The organism is Saccharopolyspora karakumensis, from assembly GCF_004349225.1.
GTDB lineage: Bacteria > Actinomycetota > Actinomycetes > Mycobacteriales > Pseudonocardiaceae > Saccharopolyspora > Saccharopolyspora endophytica.
On the sequence record NZ_SMLA01000030.1, the window covers coordinates 54361 to 75408 of the forward strand.

Below are 21048 nucleotides of genomic sequence, written 5' to 3' on the forward strand. Positions count from 1 at the left end.
ACAACAGGCACGAAATAGTCATCGATACGCGAATTCACTCAATGAGATGGTCTCTGGTGTGTCGTACTTACGACAGCCGCCAACCAGGTGTTTTTAGTTGCCGGGCAGTGGAATTCGGTGTATCGAACCAGTGTCGCCGTCTTTTCGCGCGCGAAAAGACCGCAGCGCTCGAAACGAGCGCTGCGGCCTGTTTTCGGTCCGGGGCGGCGCAGCCCTTTCCGCGCCTACTCCTGCAACCCGGAAAAGTTCTCGTCCACTTCGGCGCCTAACCCTGGTTGAGTCGGCCGTACACCTCGGCCGCGTTGTCCTTCGTGATCAGTTCGGTTCCCAGGGTCTGGGTCTTGGGCACCTGCTGGCAGTCGACGAGGATCTTCTTGGCCGCCTCGACCGCCTCAGCACCACCCGTCGGGTAGAGGTTCGTGGCCTGCAACCGGCCCTCCTCCACCGCCTTGATGCCGCCCGAGGGGATCGGCAGGCCGTCGATGCCCACGAACTTCAGGTCCGGGCGGTTGGCCGCCTGCGCGGCCAGCCAAGCGCCCTCGGCCATCGGGTCGTTCTGCGAGTACACGGCCTGGATGTCCGGGTGGGCCTTGAGCAGCGCGTCCATCTTCTGCTGCCCGACCGAGCGCTCCCACTCACCGTCGGCGGTGGCCACGACCTCGATCTTGGAACCGGCGATGCCCTGCTTGAAGCCCTCTTCCCGCTCAGCGGCCGGGGTCGAACCGGACAGGCCCTTGATCTGCACGATCTTGCCGCCCTGCGGCAGCAGCGTGTTCTTGAAGAACTCGCCCGCCTGCTCGCCGATGGCGACGTTGTCCGCGCCGATGTAGGTCGTGTACGCCTCGCCGTCGACCTTGCGGTCCAGCACCACGACCGGGATGCCCTGGTTGTAGGCCTTGCGCACCACGTCGGTCAGCGGCGCCGCCTCGTTCGGCGAGATCATCAGCAGGTCGACCTGCTTGGTCATGAAGTTCTCGACGTCGGTGACCTGCTTGGAGTTGTCCTTCGCGGCGTCGGAGAACTGCACCTCCTCGAACTGCGGGACCTTCTGCGCGGCCTTGCGGATGTCGTCGTCCATCCGCACCCGGTACGGCTCGGCGAGGTTCGCCTGGCTCATCCCGATCGTGTACTTGCCGTTGGCGCCCTGGCAGTCCTTCGTCGGGTCCTGGGCCTGGACCTGACCGGTGTTCTCGCTGGTCGTCCCGCAACCGGCGGCGGCGAACGCGACCGCGGCGCACGTGATTGCGACCAAGGACTTCGTTGTCTTGCGCATCGTGCTCCCTTCGGTAGATCTGCCTCAGGCCGTGGGGCGCAGGCGCTGCAGCGCCGCCGCCGCGACGATCACCAGACCCTTGATCAGCAGTTGCAGATCGGTGTTGACGCTGTTCAGGCTCAGGATGTTGTTGAGGATGCCGAGCAGCAGAGCACCGGCGATGGTGCCGATCACCGAGCCCCGGCCACCGGCCAGGCTGGTGCCGCCGACGACCACCGCGGCGATTCCGTCGAGCTCGTAGGCGGTTCCGTCGTTGGGGCTGCCCGCGTTGAGCTGACCGGCGTGCACGATGCCGGCCAGCGCGGCGCAGAACCCCGCGATGACGAAGGCGATGATCTTGACCCGGTTCACCGGCACGCCGGAGAGCCGAGCCGCCTTCTCGTTCCCGCCGATCGCGTACAGGTGCCGGGAGTAGGCGCTGGAGCGCAGGAACAGGATCGCGATCACGGCCACCGCGGCGAAGATCAGGGCCGGGATCGGCACCACGCCGCCGAAGGTCCGCTCCCCCAGCAGCGAGAACAGCATCGGGGCCTGCCCCGGACCGTCGCCGTAGGAGATCTGCACGGTCTCGCCGCCGGACCACATGCGCGCCAGTCCGCGCGAGATCTGCAATCCGGCCAGGGTGACGATGAACGCCTGCACCCCCAGCAGCGCCACCGCGGCACCCTGCAGGAACCCGAAGACGATTCCGGCCAGCAGCACGACGACGACCGTGGCCCACACGCCGTAGCCGCTGTTGACCATGAGCACGGCGGAGCCGACCGCCGCCAGCCCCAGCACCGACCCGACCGACAGGTCGATGCCGCCGATGAGGATCACGAAGGTCAGCCCGATCGCGATGATCCCGATCTCGGAGACCGCGCGCACGATGTTGAACAGGTTGTCGCTGCTCAGGAACAGGATCTGGCCGTCGTTGCGGGGCGAGAAGATCACCGCCGCGATGAACACCGCGACCAGACCGAAGAAACTCTGGAACTTGAACAGGGTCTCGACGGTGTCGGTCCGCTTGGAACGCTGCGCGGGCAGGTCTCCGGGCACGGGCCGCTGCTCCGTCTGATTGCTCAATTCGCACCTCCCCCGGCGCTCTGCCCGGTGCCGACCGCCGGCCCCGGTGGATTCCCGTTCCGATCACCCATCGCGGCTGCCAGCAGATCGGCCTCCCCGGCGTGGGCGGTGTCGAACTCGGCGACGCTGCGCCCGGCGCGCAGCACGACCACCCGGTGGCACACCCCCACCAGCTCGGGGAGTTCCGAGGAGGCCAGCAGCACTCCGATGCCACGACCGGCGATGTCCGAGAGCAACTGGTAGATCTCCGCCTTCGCGCCGATGTCCACGCCCCGCGTCGGGTCGTCGAGCAGCAGCAGTCGGGGCTCGGTGAGCAGCATGCGCCCGAAGACGACCTTCTGCTGGTTGCCGCCGGAGAGGGTGCCGACCGCGTCGGAGATGCGGTCGAGCTTGACCTTGAGCTGGTCGACGCTGCGCCGGGTCGCGCCGAGTTCGGAGCTGCGACGCACCATTCCGGCGACACCCAGCCGGTCCAGCACCGACAGCACCGTGTTGGCGGTGACCGAGTGCCCGAGCACCAGCCCGGAGCTGCGCCGGTCCTCCGGCACGAAGGCGATCCCCGAGCGCAGCGCCTGCCTCGGTCCCGCCGGGCGCACCGGTTTCCCGTCGAGCGAGACCTCCCCCTCCCAGGTCCCGGACGAGCCCGCGCCGTAGAGCGATTCGAGCAGCTCGGTCCGCCCCGCTCCGAGCAGTCCGCACAGGCCGACGATCTCGCCCCTGCGCACGGTCAGGTCGATGCCGTCGGGTTCCCTCCTGCCGACCCGCGCGCGGCGGGGGCGGACGGCGAAGCCCTTGACGCTGAGCAGTTCTTCGCCGATGTCGACGGTCTGCGAGCGGAAGCGGGTCTGCACCGTCCGGCCCACCATCGCCTCGGCGGCCTCCTCGGCGGTCATCGCCTGCGCGTCGAACTCGGCGACCTTGCGTCCGTTGCGCAGCACGGTGGCGCGGTCGGCGACCTGGCCGATCTCGTCCATCCGGTGCGAGATGTAGACGATGCCGGTGCCGGTGCGGCGCAGCTCGCCGATGACGCCGAAGAGCCGGTCGACCTCCGTTGTGGACAGTGCCGAGGTCGGCTCGTCCATGATCAGCACCGTGGCGTCCAGCGACAGCGCGCGGGCGATGGTGACCAGCTGCTGCTCACCGACCCGCAGCTCGCCGACCGGGCGGTTCGGGTCGAGGTCGATCCCGGTGCGCCGCAGCAACTCCCGGGTGCGCTCGGACATCGCGCGCCGGTCCACGGTGCCCAGCCGGGTGCGCGGTTCGCGTCCCAGGTGGAGGTTCTCGGCGACGCTCAGGGCCGGGACGAGGTCGAGCTCCTGGTGGATCATCGCGACCCCGGCGTGTTGCGCGTCCGCGGGTTTTCCGAACTGGACCGGGTGACCCTCGATGGTGATCCCACCGCTGTGGTCGGTGATGTCGCCGGACAGGACCTTCATCAGAGTGCTCTTGCCCGCCCCGTTCTCACCGAGCAGAGCGTGCACCTCGCCGCCGCGAATCGTGAGGTCAACCGCGTCGCAGGCGAGCACACCGCCGTAACGCTTGGTGATGCCGGTCATCTCGACCAGCGGTGGCGCCGTGTTCATTCCGACCCCCGTCTCGTCACTCACGCAGGCGAGAAAACGATTGCTCGGACGCTAAGATGGCCGCACTCCCTGTGTCAAGGCTCACACGCTCGACCGAGCGATACGGCATCCATTTGGCTGCACGAAGATCACGTGGCGATCACGCCGCGTCGTGTCGAAACCATCACCCGACGTGGGGTAATGCGACCGTTCCCCGAGAGGGCTCTCGCGGTGGGGTACTGGACCGTTACCGTTGGGGATTGTGACCGCGATCCGCGAGAGCCAGAGCGCTTCAACTTCCGGTAATGGCGCGCCCGAATGGGGTGCGCGCTCCGCGTTCAGCACCAACGGGGTGCCGCTGTGGGGCGCCGTGTTGCTGGCTGCCGCCCCGACCGCGATCGGCACCGTGCTGGACACCCTGATCTGGAAACAGCCCGGATTCATCTTCAAGACCTGCTTCTTCCTCGGTTGTCTGGCAGCGGTGCTGCTGGTGCAGCGGCGAAGCGTGTTCGGTCCGATGGTGCAGCCACCGCTCGTTCTCGGCATCGTGATGCCCGTGCTGGTGCTGATCACCGGAGCCGGGAGCACGTCGGGCGCGGGCATCATGGGCAAGGCGCTGTCGGTCGCGCGCCCGCTGATCACCAGCTTCCCGATCATGGCCGGAGCCACCGCGGTCGCGCTCGGCATCGGGCTGCTCCGGATGTTCGTCACGCAGAAGGCCGAGACCGATGACGACTTCGACCTCGGCGTCGACCCCGACGCCAAGACCAAGAAGGCCAGGCCCGTTCCGCCGCCGCGCAAGAAGTCCGCGCGGGACGAGGCGCCGCGCAAGCGCCCGGCCTCGGATCGGGACCGCAAACCCCGCGGCGACCAGCGCAAGCCGCGTGACGACGGCCGCGGTGGCGACCGGCGCGCCGAGCCCCGGCAGCCCCGCGGCACCGGGCCGCGCGAGTCCCAGGGACGCCCGAAGGGCGACTCCCCGCGCCGCGGCGACGTGCCCGGGCGCCCTCGCCCCAACGACCCGCGCGCGGGAGGGCCCCGTCCGCCCCGCCAGGGCGGCCCAGGACGGCCGCGCCCGCCGGAACCGCCACCGGGGGGCCGCCCCCGGCGTCCCGGCCCGTAGAGACGCGAAAAAGCCGCCCGGCTCCGATTTCCGGAGCCGGGCGGCTTTTTCGCGTCCGGGTCAGATCAGCGGACGCTCTTGGGGTTGTCCTTGTTCTCGTCGAGGTCCTTGCGGAGCTCGCGGGGCAGCGCGAAGGTGACCTTCTCGTTGGCGGTCGTGACCTCTTCGACGTCACCCCAGCCGCGCTCGGCGAGGTGGTCCAGGACCTGCAGCACCAGCACGTCCGGGACGGACGCACCGCTGGTGACGCCGACCGTGGTCACCCCGTCCAGCCAGGCGTCCTCGATCTGCGAGGCGTAGTCGATCAGGTGCGAGTCCGACGCCCCGGCCTGCAGCGCGACCTCGACCAGCCGCTTGGAGTTCGAGGAGTTCTGCGAGCCCACCACGATCACCAGGTCGCACTGCGGGGCCATAACCTTGACCGCCTGCTGGCGGTTGGAGGTGGCGTAGCAGATGTCGTCGCTCGGCGGGGCCTGCAGCGTCGGGAACTTCTCGGTGAGCTGGTCCACCCGCTCCATGGTCTCGTCGACGCTGAGGGTGGTCTGCGACAGCCAGACGACCTTGCTCGGGTCGCGGACCTGCACCTTGTCGACGTCCTCGGGCTTGTCCACCAGCTGCACGCGCTCGGGCGCCTCACCGGCGGTGCCCTCGACCTCCTCGTGGCCCTCGTGGCCGATCAGCAGGATGTCGTAGTCGTCGCGCGCGAAGCGGTTGACCTCCTTGTGCACCTTCGTCACCAGCGGGCAGGTGGCGTCGATCGTGCGCAGCTTGCGCTCCTCGGCCTCCTGGTGGACGGCCGGGGAGACGCCGTGCGCGGAGAACACCACGAGCGCGCCCTCGGGCACCTCGTCGGTCTCGTCCACGAAGATCACGCCGCGCTCGGTCAGGGTGTCCACGACGTGCCGGTTGTGCACGATCTCCTTGCGGACGTAGACCGGCGGGCCGTAGGTCTCCAGCGCCTTCTCGACGGTGATGACTGCGCGGTCGACACCTGCGCAGTACCCGCGGGGCTTGGCCAGCAGGACCCGCTTGGTCCGGCCGGCGTCGTCAACGGGGTCGGGTTCGAGGTCGCGGGCCTCAGGCGTGGTCGTCATGCCATCAAGGGTACGGATCCGCGCCTGCCCGCTCCGCCTCCGGTCGATGCTCACCGTCACTCCATCGAGGGGTCCATCGCGGTTCCGCCGGACGTCGGTCCTCGGTCACATTCCGGCGTTGAACCGATGGTCTGTCGGCCACTTCTGCGGCAGGCTGGGCGCATGTCAGAGTTCCCCCTCCCGGTGCGGGTGGCGGCCGGGCTCGCGGCGACCGCCGTCGAGCAGGCCCGCGCGCTCCCGGCCACCCTCCTCGGCATGCCCGTGACCGTCGCGAGCCAGGCGTTGCAGGCGTCGATGCGGGTGCAGCAGCACATCACCGAACTCGCGATCAAGGGCGACGAGGCGCTGTCGGTCCTGCGCACGCCCGAGGAAGAACCGTCGTGGGCGACGTTCGACGAGGACATCGCCCCGGAGCCGGCGGTGGTCCCCGAGCCGGAGAGCGGGGAGAACGCGCTGCTCGCCGACTACGACGCGCTGAGCCTCCCCCAGCTGCGCGGTCGCCTGCGCTCGTTCACCGAGGACGACCTCACCGCATTGCTCGCCTACGAGGAGAACAACGAGCAGCGCCCGGACTACCTCCGAATGCTCCGCAACCGCCTCACCCGCCTCAGAGAGCAGTAGCTCTCCCCTTCTCTTCACCACCCGAGCAACTCGCACCGCCGGGGGTTCTCCAGCGGCTGCGTGGCGAGCACGCCGCGACGCCGCGTATCGACATACTCAAGGAGTGGCGCGCGGAGTCCACGGAGCCGCTCAGGTTCCCCCACCCGCACCGCCACGCAAGATGACCCGGAACCACCACTGAAAGAGGAGGAACGCTGAGTTCGCCTACTAGTGCTGAGGAACCTTGGCCGGTGCGGACGGTGGCCCGCAAGATCGCCGACTGGATCAACCGGCTCGGGCAGATCTGGGTCGAAGGCCAGATCACCCAGATCTCGATGCGGTCCGGCGCGCAGACGGCGTTCCTGACGCTCCGCGATCCCTCCGCGGACGTGTCGCTGACCTTGACCTGCTCGTCGTCGCTGCTGCGCAAGATGGACCCGCCGCTGACCGATGGCAGCCGGGTCGTGGTGCACGGCAAGCCGACCTTCTTCGTCGGCCGCGGCACGCTGAGCCTGCGAGTCGACGAGATCCGGGCCGTCGGCATCGGCGAGCTGCTCGCCCGCATCGAACGGCTCCGCCAGCTGCTCAAGGCCGAGGGTCTGTTCGACCCGGCGCGCAAGCGGCCGCTGCCGTTCCTGCCCAACCGGGTCGGCCTGATCACCGGCCGCGCCTCGGCCGCCGAGCACGACGTGCTGACCAACGCGCAGCTGCGCTGGCCCGCCGTGCAGTTCGAGATCCGCAACGTCGCGGTGCAGGGCACGAGCGCGGTGCCGCAGATCCTTCCGGCGCTGGAGGAGCTCGACCGGATGCCCGAGGTCGACGTGATCGTGCTGGCGCGCGGCGGCGGCAGCGTCGAGGACCTGCTGCCGTTCTCCGACGAGGCGCTGTGCCGGGCGGTGTCGGCCTGCAAGACCCCGGTGGTCAGCGCGATCGGGCACGAACCGGACTCGCCGCTGCTCGACCACGTGGCCGATGTGCGCTGTTCCACACCGACGGGTGCGGGCAAGCGCGTGGTGCCCGACGTCGCCGAGGAGGGTCAGCGCATCCGGCAGTTGCGCGACCGGGCTCGGCGGGCGCTGCACGGATGGGTGGACCGCGAGCGCAGGCTGCTCGACCAGCTGCGCAGCCGGCCGGCGCTGGCCGACCCGCACCGCCCGCTGCAGCAGCGCTCCGAGCAGGTCGCGATGCTGCGCGAACGCTCCCGGCGGGCGATGAGCACGGTGCTCACCACGGAGGGTCACGCGCTGAGCGCTACTCGATCACGCTTGACGACCCTGGGCCCTGCGGCCACTCTGGCTCGTGGATACGCGATCGTGCAGCGCATCGAGGAGACCGACGAGGTCGACGGGGTGCTGCGCACCGTCGATGACGCGCCTCCGGGCACCCGGCTGCGGGTGCGGGTCGCCGACGGCGCGGTCCACGCCGTCGTACCGGACTGACCAAGGAATTCCACGTGCACCCGAAGCAGGAGCCCTCGTTCCTCCCCCTCACCGTGGGCGCGGCGCGCACCGCGGAGCGGGCGGGCGAGGTCCGGCGCTGCGCCGAGGCCGCCGAGGTCACGGCGGAGGGGACGTGGGCTGCGCTCCTGGGCGGGTGCGACTCGGCCGAGCGCAAGGACCTGCCCGGCAGGCTGCGGGCCTTGATCGACGCGACCTCGGGGTACGTGGGACCCACCTGGTGGGCGGCGTCGGCCCACCGACGTAGGGTCGCGGAGGCCCAGCTGCGCATCAACGACGCGGTGCGCGAAGGTGACGGCGCGGAGTTCGCCGAGGCCTTCGTCGGCTACGACCAGGCGATCGCCACCGCGGTGGTGTCCGTGCGAGCGAATGTGGAGAGCCCCACCCCGTGACCGAGAACCAGCAGGACGAGCACTTCGACCCGGTCGCCGAGCACCCGGAGGTCGCCGAGCTCGGCTACGAGGACGCCCGCGATCAGCTGGCCGAGGTCGTCAAGCAGCTGGAGGCCGGCGGGCTGTCCCTGGAGGACTCGCTGGCCCTCTGGGAGAAGGGCGAGGCGCTGGCGGCGGTCTGCGAACGCCACCTGGCCGGTGCCCGCGAGCGCGTCGAACGCGCTCTCGCCGCCGTCGAAGAGGACTCCTGAGGCACCGTCAACCAGCCCTTGTCGAGTCCTCACCCGGCGGCGTGACCCGCGAGGGCGGGTTCAGCCGACCGGCGGGGCCGTGAGGGCGGCTTCGGCGAGGGTGCGGAACTCCGCTTCGCCGGCGTTGCCGGTGATCAGCAGGCGGACGCCGTCGCGCTCGGACACCCACGCCTGCTCGTCGCGAACGCCCTGGTAGCGGACCCACTGGCGGCCACCGGCCTCGACGGCGCCGAGCGCCTGCGGGGCCTGCCGCGTCTCGCCGGCGACCAGCTCCTCCTCGGCGGCGTTGGACTGGGCCAGGCGCAGGTACTGCGCGTCGCCGGTCAGCCAGCCGACCCGGACGACCTCGGTGTGCGAGGGCAGCGTGGTGCTGTTGCTGGAGTTGGCCCGCCAGCTGGCGGGCAGCGTCGGATCGACCACCGGGAAGTCCACTCCGGCGGCGGCGTCGTGCAGCTCGGCCTGGACGTTCACCGTGGGCACCGATCCGTTGTCGACCGTGGGGCCGGTGGGAGTGAACGAGCACTGCGTGAACAGGCCCGCGACGCCGAACGAGACCAGCACCAACGGCAGGATGGCGAAGAGCATCGCCGACATGGTCCGCGGCGGGCGGGACGGAGCCGGTTGCTGGTTGCGGGGTTCAGCCACGGCACCCATGCTCTCACCAGCAGCACCGCAGCTCAGCGGGCAGGGGCAGAGGGAGTGGGCTGCCCCACGCGAATGATCCCCGAACCCCGATGATCTGGGAAGATCGCAGCCAACAAGCCTGAGCGCGGGGCATTTCCCGCCGGACTCGGGCGGTACCGACGATGCCTCACGAACGGGGAGGGCGCGATGACGCAACGACACCCGGAAGCACCCGATCGCAACTTGGCGATGGAACTCGTCCGCGTGACCGAAGCAGCCGCGATGGCCGGTGGCCGCTGGGTCGGCCGCGGTGACAAGAACGCGGGCGACGGAGCTGCGGTGGACGCCATGCGCAAGCTCATCGGCACCGTGTCGATGCGCGGCACCGTGGTCATCGGCGAGGGCGAGAAGGACGAAGCGCCGATGCTCTACAACGGCGAGGAGGTCGGCAACGGGGAGGGCCCGGAGGTCGACGTCGCCGTGGACCCGATCGACGGTACGACGCTGCTCAGCAAGGGCATGCCGAACGCGCTGGCGGTGCTGGCGGTGTCCGAGCGCGGCACCATGTTCGACCCGTCCGCGGTGTTCTACATGGAGAAGATGGCCGTCGGCCCGGAGGCCGCGGGGTACATCGACATCAGCGCCCCGATCTCGGAGAACGTCCGCCGGGTCGCCAAGGCCAAGCACGTCGACGTGTCGGACGTGACGGTGTGCGTGCTGGACCGGCCGCGGCACGAGCAGCTGGTCAAGGAGGTCCGCGAGGCGGGCGCCCGCGTGCAGTTCATCTCCGACGGCGACGTGGCGGGCGCGATCGCGGCGGCCCGCCCGAACAGCGGCGTGGACATGCTGCTGGGCATCGGCGGCACTCCCGAGGGCATCATCACCGCGTGCGCGCTGAAGTGCCTCGACGGTGAGATCCAGGGCCGGTTGTGGCCGCGCGACGACGAGGAGCGGGCGAAGCTGCGCGAGGCCGGGCACGACGCGAACCAGGTGCTGACCACTTCGGACCTGGTGCGCGGCGACAACATGTTCTTCGTGGCGACCGGCATCACCGACGGCGCGCTGCTGCGCGGCGTGCACTACCGCGCCGACCGGTGCACCACGCAGTCGATCGTGATGCGGTCGAAGTCCGGTACGACGCGCGTGGTCGACGCCTCGCACAAGCTCACCAAGCTGCGCGAGTACGCCGACGTGGACCTGGGCGAGCGCGGCGAGTAGTCGCCCTTATCGGGAAACCGGGAAAAACCGGCTCGACCGATCGTGATCAAGGCGGTGGCCTGCGGATTGTCCGCCGGCCACCGCCTTTTCGGTTCGCCTCCTACGACCTTCGTCGGTACGCCGGGGTCGGGGGCGCCGTTAGCGTCAGCGGCCAGCCGGCCTTCGGAGCCGGGGTACCCGGAGGATTCGACACACATGCGCATTCGTTCGGCTCTCATCTCCGCGGTCGCCGCGGTCAGCGCAGTGGGCGCGCTGGGCATGCCCGCCGTCGCCGCCGGTGACGACGTCGACCCGATGATCATCGGTGGACACGACGCGACCGAGGTCTACTCGTTCATGGTGTCGCTGCAGCAGCAGGGCAGCCACATCTGCGGCGGCGCGCTGATCAAGCCGGACTGGGTGGTGACCGCCGCGCACTGCGTTCAGAGCGGCGGTGACTTCACGGTCCGCGTGGGCAGCAACGACAACACCACCGGTGGCGAGGAAGCCGCCGTGACCAAGACCCAGGTGCACGACAGCGCCGACCTCGCGGTGCTGCAGCTGGACAAGCAGCTGTCCGCCGCGCCGATCTCGATCGCCGCCGAGTCCGGTGAGGCCGGAACCCCGAGCCGCATCATCGGCTGGGGCCAGACCTGCCCGGAGACCGGCTGCGGCGAGGTTCCGACGAACCTGCAGGAGCTGGACACGAGCATCGTCGACGACGCCGGCTGCACCGGCATCGACGCCGCGGGCGAGATCTGCACCGACAACCCGGGCGGCAACTCCGGTGCCTGCTACGGCGACTCGGGCGGCCCGCAGATCAAGGGCACCCAGGGCAGCTGGGAGCTGATCGGCGCCACGAGCCGCTCCGGCAACGGCGACTCCACCTGCGCCACCGGCCCGTCGATCTACACCGACGTGACCGCCTTCGCCGACTGGATCAACCAGAACACCGGCAGCTGACCCGCTCAGCACCCCGACGCGGCACCCGGGACGTCGTTCCCGGGTGCCGTTTCCACGTTCGGGGGTTTCTCAGGACAGGTTCGAGGAATGGCCGGGGAAGAGGTGGGCGTCGGGGTTGAGCTCGACCGCGATGTTGTTGACCGCCGTGGCGGCTTCGCCGAAGCCGGTGGCGATGAGCTTGACCTTCCCGGGGTAGGCGGCGACGTCGCCTGCGGCGTAGACGCGGGCGCGGCTGGTGCGCATCGTCGTGTCGACCAGGATCGAGCGCTTCTCCAGGTCCAGTCCCCAGGATTCGATCGGGCCGAGGTCGGCGGTGAAACCCAGTGCGGCGACGACCGTTTGCGCCGGCAGGACGCGTCGTTGCCCGTCGACGTCGATGGCGACCTCGATGAGTCCTCCCGAGTCGCCGCGGATTTCGGCGACCTCGGCCGGGACGATCAGCGGGATGCCCAGCTGCTCGACCTTGGTGACCAGGCCTTCGTGCGCGCGGAAGCGGGTGCGCCGGTGCACCAGGGTCACGCTGCGGGCCACCGGTTGCAGCGCCAGCGCCCAGTCGAACGCCGAGTCGCCGCCGCCGACGACGACCACGTCGTGCCCGGCGTGCGCGGACAGCTCGGGGATGAAGTGCACGACGCCCTTGCCGACCCACTCCCCGCCCGCGGGAAGCGGTCTCGGGGTGAACTCGCCGATCCCGGCCGTGACCAGCACCGCCCCGGCCCGGACCTGCTCGCCCTCGCCGACGTCGACCAGCAGGCCGCCGTCCACATCGGACAGCGAAACGGCGGGGCGCCCGAGCAGGTAGCGCGGGCCGTACTGCTCGGCCTGCTCGACCAGCGCGGCGATCAGGTCGCGTCCCCGGATCTCCGGGAAACCCGCCACGTCGAAGATCATCTTCTCCGGGTACATCGCGGTCACCTGGCCACCCGGCTCCGGCAGCGCGTCGACCAGCGCCACCGACATCCCGCGAAACCCGGCGTAGTAAGCGGCGAACAGCCCCGTCGGACCGGCACCCACCACCAGCAGATCGACCTCGTGCGCCATCTCGGCATCCCGTCGCAGGCCCTGTGATACGGATCTCAGGCTAGTCGGCTCCGGCCGATGTGTCCGCCCACCGCCGGTGATGGGCCGATCAGCGCAGTTCGCTGCGGCGTGCGGCGGTACCTGGTCCCGCACCCCACCCATAACTTCCGGGGGAAGGGGATCACGTCGGGGAGGGGAATCTCTGTGAAGAAATCATCCGCGCTGCTCAGCGGCATCGCCGCGCTCGCGCTCAGCGCCGGCTTCGCGCCGGCGGCGCAGGCCATCGACAACCCGGGTGCGCTGATCGTCGGCGGCCACGACGCCACCGAGTCCTACGAATGGATGGCCTCGCTGCAACGATCGGGGTCGCACAGCTGCGGTGCCTCGCTGATCGACGAGCAGTGGGTGCTCACAGCCGCGCACTGCGTGGCCGACGCGAAACCGGCGGACCTCGGGTTGCGCATCGGCAGCCCGACCTGGAGCAGCGGCGGCACGGAGGCCGGTGTCTCCGAGGTCGTCGTGCACCCGGACTACGAGACCAACACCCCCAACGGCGACATCGCGCTGCTCAAGCTGGACCAGGCGGTGTCGGAGACGCCGATCGAGCTCGCCGACGCCTCCGGCGAGGCGGGCACCCCGTCGAGGATCATCGGCTGGGGCGTGACCTGCCCGGTGCGCGGCTGCGGCGAGCCGCCGGAGCAGCTGCAGGAGCTGGAGACCCAGGTCGCCCCTGACGCGAACTGCACGCTGAGCTCCATCGACGGCCCCACCGAGATCTGCACCTCCAGCAAGGAGCTGCTGGCCAACGCCTGCTTCGGCGACTCCGGCGGCCCGCAGCTGGAGGGCACCCCCGGCGACTGGAAGCTCACCGGCGTGACCAGCCGCCTGGGCAGCCCGGTCCCGGTCTGCGGCACGGCGCCTTCGGTTTACACCGACGCCACCGCCTACGCGGACTGGATCTCCTCCACCATCGGTTGATCCCCGCGGCGAAGCCCGCTCCCGCTCTCCGGGAGCGGGCTTTGTCAGATCAGCCACCTAGATCGTTCCAGGTCGGCCATTTCCAGGGGGAACGCCCGGCCGGTGGGGCGTGCCACGCTGACCCGGCCGGTTGATCGGCGGGACACTTCGAACATGGCTGAATCCCAGTACCGGATCGAACACGACACGATGGGCGAGGTTCGGGTGCCCGCCGACGCCCTCTACCGGGCGCAGACGCAGCGGGCCGTGGAGAACTTCCCGATCTCCGGCCGCGGCCTGGAGCGCGCGCAGATCCGCGCGCTCGGCCTGCTCAAGGCCGCCACCGCCCGGGTCAACGGCCGGTTGGGGGTGCTCGACGGCGACGTCGCCGAGGCCATCGCCCGCGCCGCCGACGAGGTCGCCGAGGGCGCGCACGACGAGCACTTCCCGATCGACGTCTTCCAGACCGGCTCGGGCACGTCGTCGAACATGAACGCCAACGAGGTCATCGCGACCCTGGCCACCCGCGCTCTCGGCCGCGACGTGCACCCGAACGACCACGTCAACGCCTCGCAGTCGTCCAACGACACGTTCCCGACGACGATCCACGTCGCCGCCACCGAGGCCGTGATCGCCGACGTCATCCCCGCCCTGGAACATCTCGCGGCCACCATCGAGGACCGGGCGAAGGGCTGGACCGAGGTCGTCAAGTCCGGCCGCACGCACCTGATGGACGCCGTGCCGATCACCCTCGCCCAGGAGGCGGGCGCGTGGGCGTCGCAGGTCCGCTACGGCGTCGAACGACTGCGGACCGGTCTGCCCCGGCTGGGCGAGCTGCCCATCGGCGGCACCGCCGTGGGCTCCGGGCTCAACGCGCCGGAGGGCTTCGGTCAGGCCGTCGCCGAGGAGCTGGCCCGGGTGACCGGTCTGCCGCTGACCGAGGCCCGCGACCACTTCGAGGCGCAGGCCGCGCAGGACTCCGTGGTGGAGACCTCCGGTCACCTGCGCACCGTGGCGGTCAGCCTCACCAAGATCGCCAACGACCTGCGCTGGCTGGGTTCCGGCCCGCGCACCGGCCTCGGCGAGCTGGCCCTGCCGGACCTGCAGCCGGGTTCGTCGATCATGCCGGGCAAGGTCAACCCGGTGATCCCGGAGGCGACGCTGCAGGTCGTCGCCCAGGTCATCGGCAACGACGCGGCCGTGGCCTTCGCCGGGTCGCAGGGCAACTTCCAGCTCAACGTGATGCTGCCGGTCATCGCCCGCAACGTGCTGGAGTCGTCCCGGCTGCTGGCGGCGGTGTCGCGGCAGCTGGCCGACAAGGTCTTCGCCGACGTGCAGGTCAACACCGAGCAGGCCCGCGCCTACGCCGAGGGCTCGCCGTCGATCGTCACGCCCCTCAACCGCTACCTCGGGTACGAGGAGGCCGCCGCGGTCGCCAAGCAGGCGCTCAAGGAGCGCAAGCCCATCCGCGAGGTCGTCCTCGAACGCGGCCACGTCGAGTCCGGCACGCTCACGATCGAGCAGCTCGACGAAGCCCTGGACGTCCTCCGCATGGCCAACGGCGGCTGACCGAACTCCCGCGAATTGTCGGAGGTCTGCGCACCATGGAGCCATGGTGCTGCTCTCGGACGTCGTCGCGGCCTCCGCCGAGGTCGCGGCGACGTCCTCGCGGAAGGCGAAGACGTCGGCGATCGCCGCGCTGCTGCGGAGGCTGGAACCCGCGGAGGTCGCCGCGGCCACCGCGTTGCTGGCGGGTGAACTGCCCGGCGGACGGGCCGGGGTCGGTTGGTCGACGCTGTCGGCGTTGCGGGTCGCACCTGCGGCCGAACCCCGGTTGACCATCGGCGAGGTCGAAGCGGCGGTCGGCGAGGTGCGCACGATCAGCGGCGCCGGGTCCGGACAACGGCGGGCCGACGCGCTGAGCGCGCTGCTCGGGCGGGCCACCGAGGCCGAGCAGTCGTTCCTGCTGCGCCTGCTGGGCGGCGAGCTCCGGCAGGGCGCGCTGGAAGGCGTGATGGTCGAGGCCATCGCCGCAGCGGCCGAGGTGCGCACCGAGGCCGTGCGGCGCGCGTTCATGCTGTCCGGCAGGCTCCCCGCGACCGCCGAAGCGGCGCTGAGCGGCGGTGAGCCCGCGCTCGGCGAGTTCCACCTGGAGCTGGGCCGCCCGATCCGCCCGATGCTGGCCTCGCCGGCGGAAACCCTGGACGCCGCGCTGACCGAGCTCGGTGGGTGCAGCGTCGAGCACAAGCTCGACGGCGCCCGCATCCAGGTGCACCGCGACGGCGACGAGGTGCACGTCTACACCCGCACGCTGCGCGAGATCACCCGCAACGTCGCCGAGCTGGTGGAGCTGGTGCGCGGCCTGGACTGCCGCTCGGTGGTGCTCGACGGCGAGACGCTGGCCCTCGACGACGCCGGACGTCCCCGCCCGTTCCAGGAGACGATGGCCCGCTTCGGCGCCCAGGACCAGCGGGCCGAGCTGCTGCACCCGTACTTCTTCGACTGCCTGCACCTGGACGGGACCGACCTGCTCGACCGGCCGCTGGCCGACCGGCTGAAGGCGTTGGAGCAGGTCGCAGGCGACCACCGGATCCCGGGCGTCCTGTCCCCCACACCGGAGGACGCCGCCGCGCTGTTCGACGACGCGCTGGCGCACGGCCACGAGGGCGTGGTGGTCAAGGACCTCGACTCGCCGTACGCGGCGGGCCGCCGCGGCAAGGCGTGGCGCAAGGTCAAGCCCGAGCACACCCTCGACCTGGTCGTGCTGGCCGCCGAGTGGGGCCACGGCCGCCGCCGCGGCTACCTGTCCAACCTGCACCTCGGCGCCCGCGACCCCGACGGCGGCCCGCCGATCATGGTCGGCAAGACCTTCAAGGGCCTCACCGACGAGCTGCTGGCCTGGCAGACCGCCGAGTTCCAGCGGCGGGCCACCGGAGGCGACGACTGGACGGTGCGGGTCGTCCCGGAGCTGGTGGTGGAGATCGAGCTCGACGGGGTGCAGACCAGCAGCCGGTACCCCGGTGGCGTCGCGCTGCGCTTCGCCCGCGTGCTGCGCTACCGGCCGGACAAGGACGCGGCCGAGGCCGACACCATCGAGGCGGTTCGCGGGATGCTGCGCGGCGGGTGAGATCCTGGTGGCATGAGCAGCGAGGACTTCGACGCCGTCGGTTCGATCGACATCGGCCCGGGAACCATCGACCCGCGCGACTTCCAGCAGCGCGCGTCATCGGTCGAGCTCGACCACTACGTCGCCGTGCTCCTGCTGGAGGCCACCAGCGAGGCGACCGGCCACAAGCCCCTCTACGAGGAGTCGTTCGTCCTGCTCACCGCCGCGTCCGAGGACGAGGCGGCCGAGAAGGCCAAGGAGTGCGGCAAGCAGCAGGAGACCAGCTACCAGAACGAGAACCACGAAACGGTCACCTGGAAGCTCAAGCAGATCGTCGAGGTCAAGCCCCTCGAGGACGCCACCTTCGACGACGGCTCCGAGCTCTACAGCCGCTTCTTCCGCAACTACGACGCCTACAGGTCCGTCGAACCCCTCACCGAGGAGGACGTCTGAGGACACCGCTGATGGTGACCTGACCTCGAACGTCGCTCGATCAGGCGGCCGGGAGAGCCCGGCAGCTGCTCGGGACACGTATCGTGGTGAGACGTGCAGTTCTTGAACGGGCAACAGCCCTCCACCGACCTGACCTACGACGACGTCTTCCTGGCGCCCCGGCGCTCCGGAGTCGAGTCGCGCTTCGACGTCGACCTGGCGACCTGCGACGGCACCGGCGCGACGCTGCCGATCGTGGTCGCGAACATGACCGCCGTGGCCGGCAGGCGCATGGCCGAGACCGTCGCGCGACGCGGTGGCCTGGTGATCCTGCCGCAGGACGTCGACCCGAGCGCCGTCGCCGAGATCGTGTCCTGGGTCAAGACCCGGCACCCGCTGTGGGACACGCCGCTGGCGTTGCACACCGACGACGCGGTCGCCGACGCCCTGAACCTGCTGCCCAAGCGCGCCCACGGCGCCCTGGTGGTGGTCGACGACGAGGACAAGCCGCTCGGCGTCGTCGACGAGGCCGCCTGCACCGGCGTGGACCGCTTCGCGCGGGTCGGCGAGGTCGCCGACGCCCACCCCGTGGTGCTGCCGCTGGAGACGGACTCGCGCGAGGTCTTCGAGCAGCTGCACAAGCAAGGCCGCAACGTCGCGATCGCCGTCGACGCCGAAGGGCGGCTCGCCGGGATCATGACCAAGAAGGGCGCCCTGCGCGCCGCCATCTACACCCCCGCTCTCGACGCCGAGGGCCGCCTGCGGGTGGCCGCCGCGATCGGCGTGAACGGCGATGTCGCCGCCAAGGCGTCCGCGCTGCTGGCGGCCGAGGTGGACACGCTGGTCGTGGACACCGCGCACGGCCACCAGGAGAAGATGATCTCCGCGCTCAAGGCAGTCCGCTCCGCGAGCCCCACCGTCCCGGTCGTCGCCGGCAACGTGGTCACCGCAGAGGGCGTGCGCGACCTGGTCGAGGCCGGTGCCGACGTCATCAAGGTCGGCGTCGGGCCGGGCGCGATGTGCACCACGCGGATGATGACCGGTGTCGGCCGCCCGCAGTTCTCCGCCGTGGCCGAGTGCGCCGCGGAAGCCCGCAGGCTCGGCAAGCACGTGTGGGCCGACGGCGGCATCCGCCACCCGCGCGACGTGGCGCTGGCGCTGGCCGCCGGGGCCTCGTCGGTGATGGTCGGATCGTGGTTCGCCGGGACCTACGAGTCCCCCGGTGACCTGCAGCGCGACGAGCACGGCCGGGCGTACAAGGAGTCCTTCGGCATGGCCTCCAAGCGCGCCGTGTCCGCCCGGACCCGCACCGACAGCGCCTACGACCAGGCCCGCAAGGGCCTGTTCGAGGAGGGCATCTCCAGCTCCCGGATGCGCATCGACCCGCAGAACCCGGGTGTCGAGGACCTGCTGGACCAGATCACCTCGGGCGTCCGCTCGTCCTGCACCTACGCGGGCGCGCACACCCTGGAGGAGTTCCACGAGCGCGCCCTGGTCGGCATCCAGTCGGCCGCCGGCTTCGCCGAAGGCCGGCCGCTGCCCTCGGGCTGGTGACGAACTCGCGCGCCCCGGAGCAGGGGATTCGAATGTCGCGCGGAATGTGACCGCGAACTTTCGGGCTCGAACTTCGCACGACATTCGAATCCGGACGAGGCGGGGAGGGCACCTCCGCCGGAGGCGCCCTCCCCGCGACCGCGTCAGGGCGTGTGGTCGCCTTCCAGCAGCTCGGTGACCAAGGCCGCGATCGGGCTCCGCTCCGATCGGGTCAGGGTCACGTGGGCGAACAGCGGGTGGCCCTTGAGCTTCTCGATGACCGCCGCGATGCCGTCGTGGCGGCCCACCCGCAGGTTGTCCCGCTGCGCGACGTCGTGCGTGAGCACCACCCGCGAGTTCGCGCCGAGCCGCGACAGGACCGTCAGCAGCACGTTGCGCTCCAGCGACTGGGCCTCGTCGACGATGACGAAGGCGTCGTGCAGCGAACGGCCGCGGATGTGGGTCAGCGGCAGCACCTCGAGCATGCCGCGGTCCATGATCTCTTCCAGCACGTTCTCGCTGGCGTGAGCGCCGAGCGTGTCGAAGACGGCCTGCGCCCAGGGCGCCATCTTCTCGCCCTCGGAGCCCGGAAGGTAACCGAGCTCCTGCCCACCGACGGCGTAGACCGGCCGGAACACCACGACCTTGCGGTGCTGCTGGCGTTCCAGGACCGATTCCAGGCCCGCGCACAGCGCCAGCGCCGACTTGCCGGTACCGGCGCGGCCGCCGAGCGAGATGATCCCGACCTCGGGATCCATCAGCAGCTCCAGCGCGATCCGCTGCTCCGCCGAACGACCGTGCAGCCCGAAGACCTCGCGATCACCCCGGACCAGCTTGACCTGCTTGTCGGCGGTGACCCGGCCGAGCGCGCTCTGCTGCCCGGCGAGCATCCGCACACCGGTGTTCGGCGGCAGGTCCCGCGCCTCGTCCAGGTCGGCGACGCCGTCCTTGAACAGCGAGTCCACCGAGTCCGAGCCGACATCGATGTCCGCCATGCCGCTCCAGCCCGACGACACCACGTCCTGCGCGCGGTACTCCTCGGCGGCCAGGTTCACCGACGCGGCCTTGACCCGCAGTGGCATGTCCTTGGTGACCAGCACGACCTCGCGGCCTTCGGCCGCGAGGTTGAGCGAGCAGGCCAGGATGCGGGAGTCGTTGGAGTCCGTGCGGAATCCCGGCGGGAGCACCGACGGGTCGGAGTGGTTCAACTCCACGTGGACGTTGCCGCCCTCAGGGTTGACCAGCACCGGGTGGTCCAGTCTGCCGTGCTTGATCCGGAGATCGTCGAGCACGCGCAGCGCCTCGCGGGCGAACCAGCCGAGTTCGGGGTGGTGGCGCTTCCCCTCCAGCTCGGAGATGACCACCACCGGGAGCACCACGTCGTGCTCGGCGAACCGGGCCATCGCCCACGGGTCGGACAGCAGGACCGAAGTGTCCAGGACGTAGGTGCGGACCTCGGAGTCACCGCCAGGTGCGGTGTGCGCGGGCGCGTCGCTGCGGACGGCTTCGTGCGCCTGAGGCTGGGAACGTCGTGCGGTCACGGCTACTCCCTCGCGGACGTGCCGAACACGCCCGCTCGTCGGTGGGCCGGGCCTGACCCCGCCGTGCTCCGACTGGACCGTCCGGTCCACCGACGCCACGCGAGGGCCGGGCACCGACCCCCTCCGCGACCAAGGTGGACGTGTGAACGTCCGCTCCAGCCAACAGCCACGATCAGGGCCTCCCGGACGGGCCGCGTTCGGACGTGCAAAAGAAGAACGGCCCGTCACCAGCGAACGCTACCTTCGAGATCGCTCTTCGGCAGACAGCCACTTAGGTGATTCGAACCAATCCCCCGCTCACCGCGTGCTACTGGCCGGTTTTCGCAGGTCAGAAGGTAAATAGAAGGTTTCCAGACGATTCGTCAGCAGGTCAGGACGCGTCCCTGGGCCACGACGAGAACGAACTCAATTCAACACTCCCGGTGAGCCCCCTTGCTCTTTTCGGGTGAAGTTCAAGGCTGCGCGCGTGCCGCGATCTCAGCGCGGAGGACCTCTGGTACAAGCGCCTCGTCAAGCAATCGGCGGTAACGATCGGCGCTCGATGTGCCGTCCGGGCGGTCCGACAGCCACCGCCGCAGCAGGCGGACCCCCTCGACGTAGGTCGTGGTGTAGGCCCGCCACAGCGGGTCCCGCAGGAAGCCCAGCAGGTGCCGCGCGCGGTCGTCCGGCATCAGCAGCCAGCGGCGCAGGTGATCGACGGCGTCCTGCTCCGACCTCCCCCGCGAGTGCAGCATCAGCATCGCGTCCTGGCGCACCGGCAGCAGCCGCACCAGGACCGCCTCCAGCCGCTCGGCGAGCTCGCCGTCCACCGCGATGCCCAGGTCGGCGAAGATCTCCGCCGCCCACGAGCCCCAGCCC

At 70.6% G+C, this 21048-nt stretch carries 19 protein-coding genes and 1 pseudogene; 12 read left to right on the forward strand and 8 right to left on the reverse strand.

The genetic code is table 11. The features are described from left to right. Positions 1-265: 265 nt before the first annotated feature. From E1202_RS19300 to E1202_RS19310, 3 genes are read right to left on the reverse strand one after another with little or no spacing between them, the layout of a single operon-like run. Entirely contained in the window at positions 266-1273 is a 1008-nt protein-coding gene (locus E1202_RS19300; protein WP_132684543.1) for a substrate-binding domain-containing protein, read from the reverse strand. A gap of 24 nt (positions 1274-1297) precedes the next feature. After that, positions 1298-2338, reverse strand: coding sequence for an ABC transporter permease (locus E1202_RS19305; protein ID WP_408006835.1), 1041 nt, complete (start codon positions 2336-2338; stop codon positions 1298-1300). Further along, positions 2335-3921 carry a sugar ABC transporter ATP-binding protein gene (locus tag E1202_RS19310; protein WP_132684562.1) on the reverse strand — a complete coding sequence of 529 codons (1587 nt, stop codon included), beginning with the start codon at positions 3919-3921 and terminating at the stop codon, positions 2335-2337. The genes E1202_RS19305 and E1202_RS19310 overlap by 4 nt, the downstream gene beginning before the upstream one ends. Positions 3922-4162: 241 nt before the next feature. Between E1202_RS19310 and E1202_RS19315 the strand changes: the two genes are divergently transcribed. After that, positions 4163-5023: a DUF6542 domain-containing protein gene (locus tag E1202_RS19315; protein WP_132684544.1), complete on the forward strand. Its 861-nt coding sequence runs from the start codon at positions 4163-4165 to the stop codon at positions 5021-5023. A gap of 65 nt (positions 5024-5088) precedes the next feature. Here the strand turns inward: E1202_RS19315 and E1202_RS19320 are convergent, their stop codons facing one another. Beyond that, the gene (locus tag E1202_RS19320) at positions 5089-6117 is read right to left on the reverse strand and encodes a 4-hydroxy-3-methylbut-2-enyl diphosphate reductase (protein WP_132674003.1); all 1029 of its coding nucleotides are present in this window, start codon (positions 6115-6117) and stop codon (positions 5089-5091) included. Positions 6118-6279: 162 nt separating this feature from the next. Between E1202_RS19320 and E1202_RS19325 the strand changes: the two genes are divergently transcribed. The 4 genes from E1202_RS19325 (at position 6280) to E1202_RS19340 (ending at position 8817) form a co-directional block, all read left to right on the forward strand. After that, positions 6280-6738: a lipid droplet-associated protein gene (locus tag E1202_RS19325; protein WP_132684545.1), complete on the forward strand. Its 459-nt coding sequence runs from the start codon at positions 6280-6282 to the stop codon at positions 6736-6738. Between the two features lie 230 nt (positions 6739-6968). Further along, positions 6969-8156, forward strand: coding sequence for an exodeoxyribonuclease VII large subunit (xseA, locus tag E1202_RS19330; RefSeq protein WP_408006839.1), 1188 nt, complete (start codon positions 6969-6971; stop codon positions 8154-8156). A 14-nt stretch (positions 8157-8170) separates the two neighbouring features. After that, on the forward strand, positions 8171-8566 hold the full coding sequence (locus E1202_RS19335) for a hypothetical protein (protein ID WP_132674006.1): 396 nt from the start codon (positions 8171-8173) through the stop codon (positions 8564-8566). After that, the gene (locus E1202_RS19340) at positions 8563-8817 is read left to right on the forward strand and encodes an exodeoxyribonuclease VII small subunit (RefSeq protein ID WP_132684547.1); all 255 of its coding nucleotides are present in this window, start codon (positions 8563-8565) and stop codon (positions 8815-8817) included. The genes E1202_RS19335 and E1202_RS19340 overlap by 4 nt, the downstream gene beginning before the upstream one ends. A gap of 60 nt (positions 8818-8877) precedes the next feature. On the opposite strand, the gene E1202_RS19345 is transcribed toward E1202_RS19340, so the two are convergent. Further along, positions 8878-9471 (reverse strand): DUF4245 domain-containing protein, encoded by a 594-nt coding sequence (locus E1202_RS19345; protein ID WP_132684548.1) that lies wholly within the window; start codon positions 9469-9471, stop codon positions 8878-8880. Positions 9472-9648: 177 nt separating this feature from the next. Here E1202_RS19345 and glpX point away from each other — a divergent pair, with 177 nt between their 5' ends. Continuing rightward, positions 9649-10659: a class II fructose-bisphosphatase gene (gene glpX / locus E1202_RS19350; RefSeq protein WP_132684549.1), complete on the forward strand. Its 1011-nt coding sequence runs from the start codon at positions 9649-9651 to the stop codon at positions 10657-10659. Between the two features lie 195 nt (positions 10660-10854). After that, entirely contained in the window at positions 10855-11601 is a 747-nt protein-coding gene (locus E1202_RS19355; protein WP_132684550.1) for a S1 family peptidase, read from the forward strand. A 69-nt stretch (positions 11602-11670) separates the two neighbouring features. On the opposite strand, the gene E1202_RS19360 is transcribed toward E1202_RS19355, so the two are convergent. Continuing rightward, on the reverse strand, positions 11671-12642 hold the full coding sequence (locus tag E1202_RS19360; RefSeq protein WP_132684551.1) for an NAD(P)/FAD-dependent oxidoreductase: 972 nt from the start codon (positions 12640-12642) through the stop codon (positions 11671-11673). Positions 12643-12825: 183 nt separating this feature from the next. On the opposite strand from E1202_RS19360, the gene E1202_RS19365 reads away from it, so the two are divergent. The 5 genes from E1202_RS19365 to E1202_RS19385 all read left to right on the forward strand — a co-directional run bounded on the left by E1202_RS19365 (position 12826) and on the right by E1202_RS19385 (position 18670). Then, complete coding sequence (locus tag E1202_RS19365; RefSeq protein WP_235878668.1) at positions 12826-13599, forward strand: S1 family peptidase; 774 nt, start codon at positions 12826-12828, stop codon at positions 13597-13599. Positions 13600-13752: 153 nt separating this feature from the next. Then, the gene (locus E1202_RS19370) at positions 13753-15147 is read left to right on the forward strand and encodes a class II fumarate hydratase (protein WP_132684553.1); all 1395 of its coding nucleotides are present in this window, start codon (positions 13753-13755) and stop codon (positions 15145-15147) included. Between the two features lie 43 nt (positions 15148-15190). Then, the gene (locus E1202_RS19375) at positions 15191-16705 is read left to right on the forward strand and encodes an ATP-dependent DNA ligase (protein WP_132684554.1); all 1515 of its coding nucleotides are present in this window, start codon (positions 15191-15193) and stop codon (positions 16703-16705) included. A 12-nt stretch (positions 16706-16717) separates the two neighbouring features. Further along, the gene (locus E1202_RS19380) at positions 16718-17137 is read left to right on the forward strand and encodes a DUF4288 domain-containing protein (RefSeq protein WP_132684555.1); all 420 of its coding nucleotides are present in this window, start codon (positions 16718-16720) and stop codon (positions 17135-17137) included. A gap of 93 nt (positions 17138-17230) precedes the next feature. Then, positions 17231-18670, forward strand: a complete 1440-nt coding sequence (locus E1202_RS19385; RefSeq protein ID WP_132684556.1) for a GuaB1 family IMP dehydrogenase-related protein — start codon at positions 17231-17233, stop codon at positions 18668-18670. Between the two features lie 143 nt (positions 18671-18813). Here the strand turns inward: E1202_RS19385 and E1202_RS19390 are convergent, their stop codons facing one another. Continuing rightward, complete coding sequence (locus E1202_RS19390) at positions 18814-20190, reverse strand: PhoH family protein (protein ID WP_132684557.1); 1377 nt, start codon at positions 20188-20190, stop codon at positions 18814-18816. Positions 20191-20642: 452 nt separating this feature from the next. Next, positions 20643-21048 (reverse strand): annotated as a pseudogene (locus E1202_RS19395) (DUF885 domain-containing protein); the annotation flags it as partial.

Coding starts and splice junctions, on each gene's coding strand:
- E1202_RS19345 (WP_132684548.1), bottom strand. CDS start 9,471: ATGGGTGCCGTGGCTGAACCCCGCAACCAGCAACCGGCTCCGTCCCGC.
- E1202_RS19370 (WP_132684553.1), top strand. CDS start 13,753: ATGGCTGAATCCCAGTACCGGATCGAACACGACACGATGGGCGAGGTT.
- E1202_RS19380 (WP_132684555.1), top strand. CDS start 16,718: ATGAGCAGCGAGGACTTCGACGCCGTCGGTTCGATCGACATCGGCCCG.
- E1202_RS19300 (WP_132684543.1), bottom strand. CDS start 1,273: ATGCGCAAGACAACGAAGTCCTTGGTCGCAATCACGTGCGCCGCGGTC.
- E1202_RS19375 (WP_132684554.1), top strand. CDS start 15,191: ATGGTGCTGCTCTCGGACGTCGTCGCGGCCTCCGCCGAGGTCGCGGCG.
- E1202_RS19325 (WP_132684545.1), top strand. CDS start 6,280: ATGTCAGAGTTCCCCCTCCCGGTGCGGGTGGCGGCCGGGCTCGCGGCG.
- E1202_RS19310 (WP_132684562.1), bottom strand. CDS start 3,921: ATGAACACGGCGCCACCGCTGGTCGAGATGACCGGCATCACCAAGCGT.
- E1202_RS19360 (WP_132684551.1), bottom strand. CDS start 12,642: ATGGCGCACGAGGTCGATCTGCTGGTGGTGGGTGCCGGTCCGACGGGG.
- glpX (WP_132684549.1), top strand. CDS start 9,649: ATGACGCAACGACACCCGGAAGCACCCGATCGCAACTTGGCGATGGAA.
- E1202_RS19355 (WP_132684550.1), top strand. CDS start 10,855: ATGCGCATTCGTTCGGCTCTCATCTCCGCGGTCGCCGCGGTCAGCGCA.
- E1202_RS19320 (WP_132674003.1), bottom strand. CDS start 6,117: ATGACGACCACGCCTGAGGCCCGCGACCTCGAACCCGACCCCGTTGAC.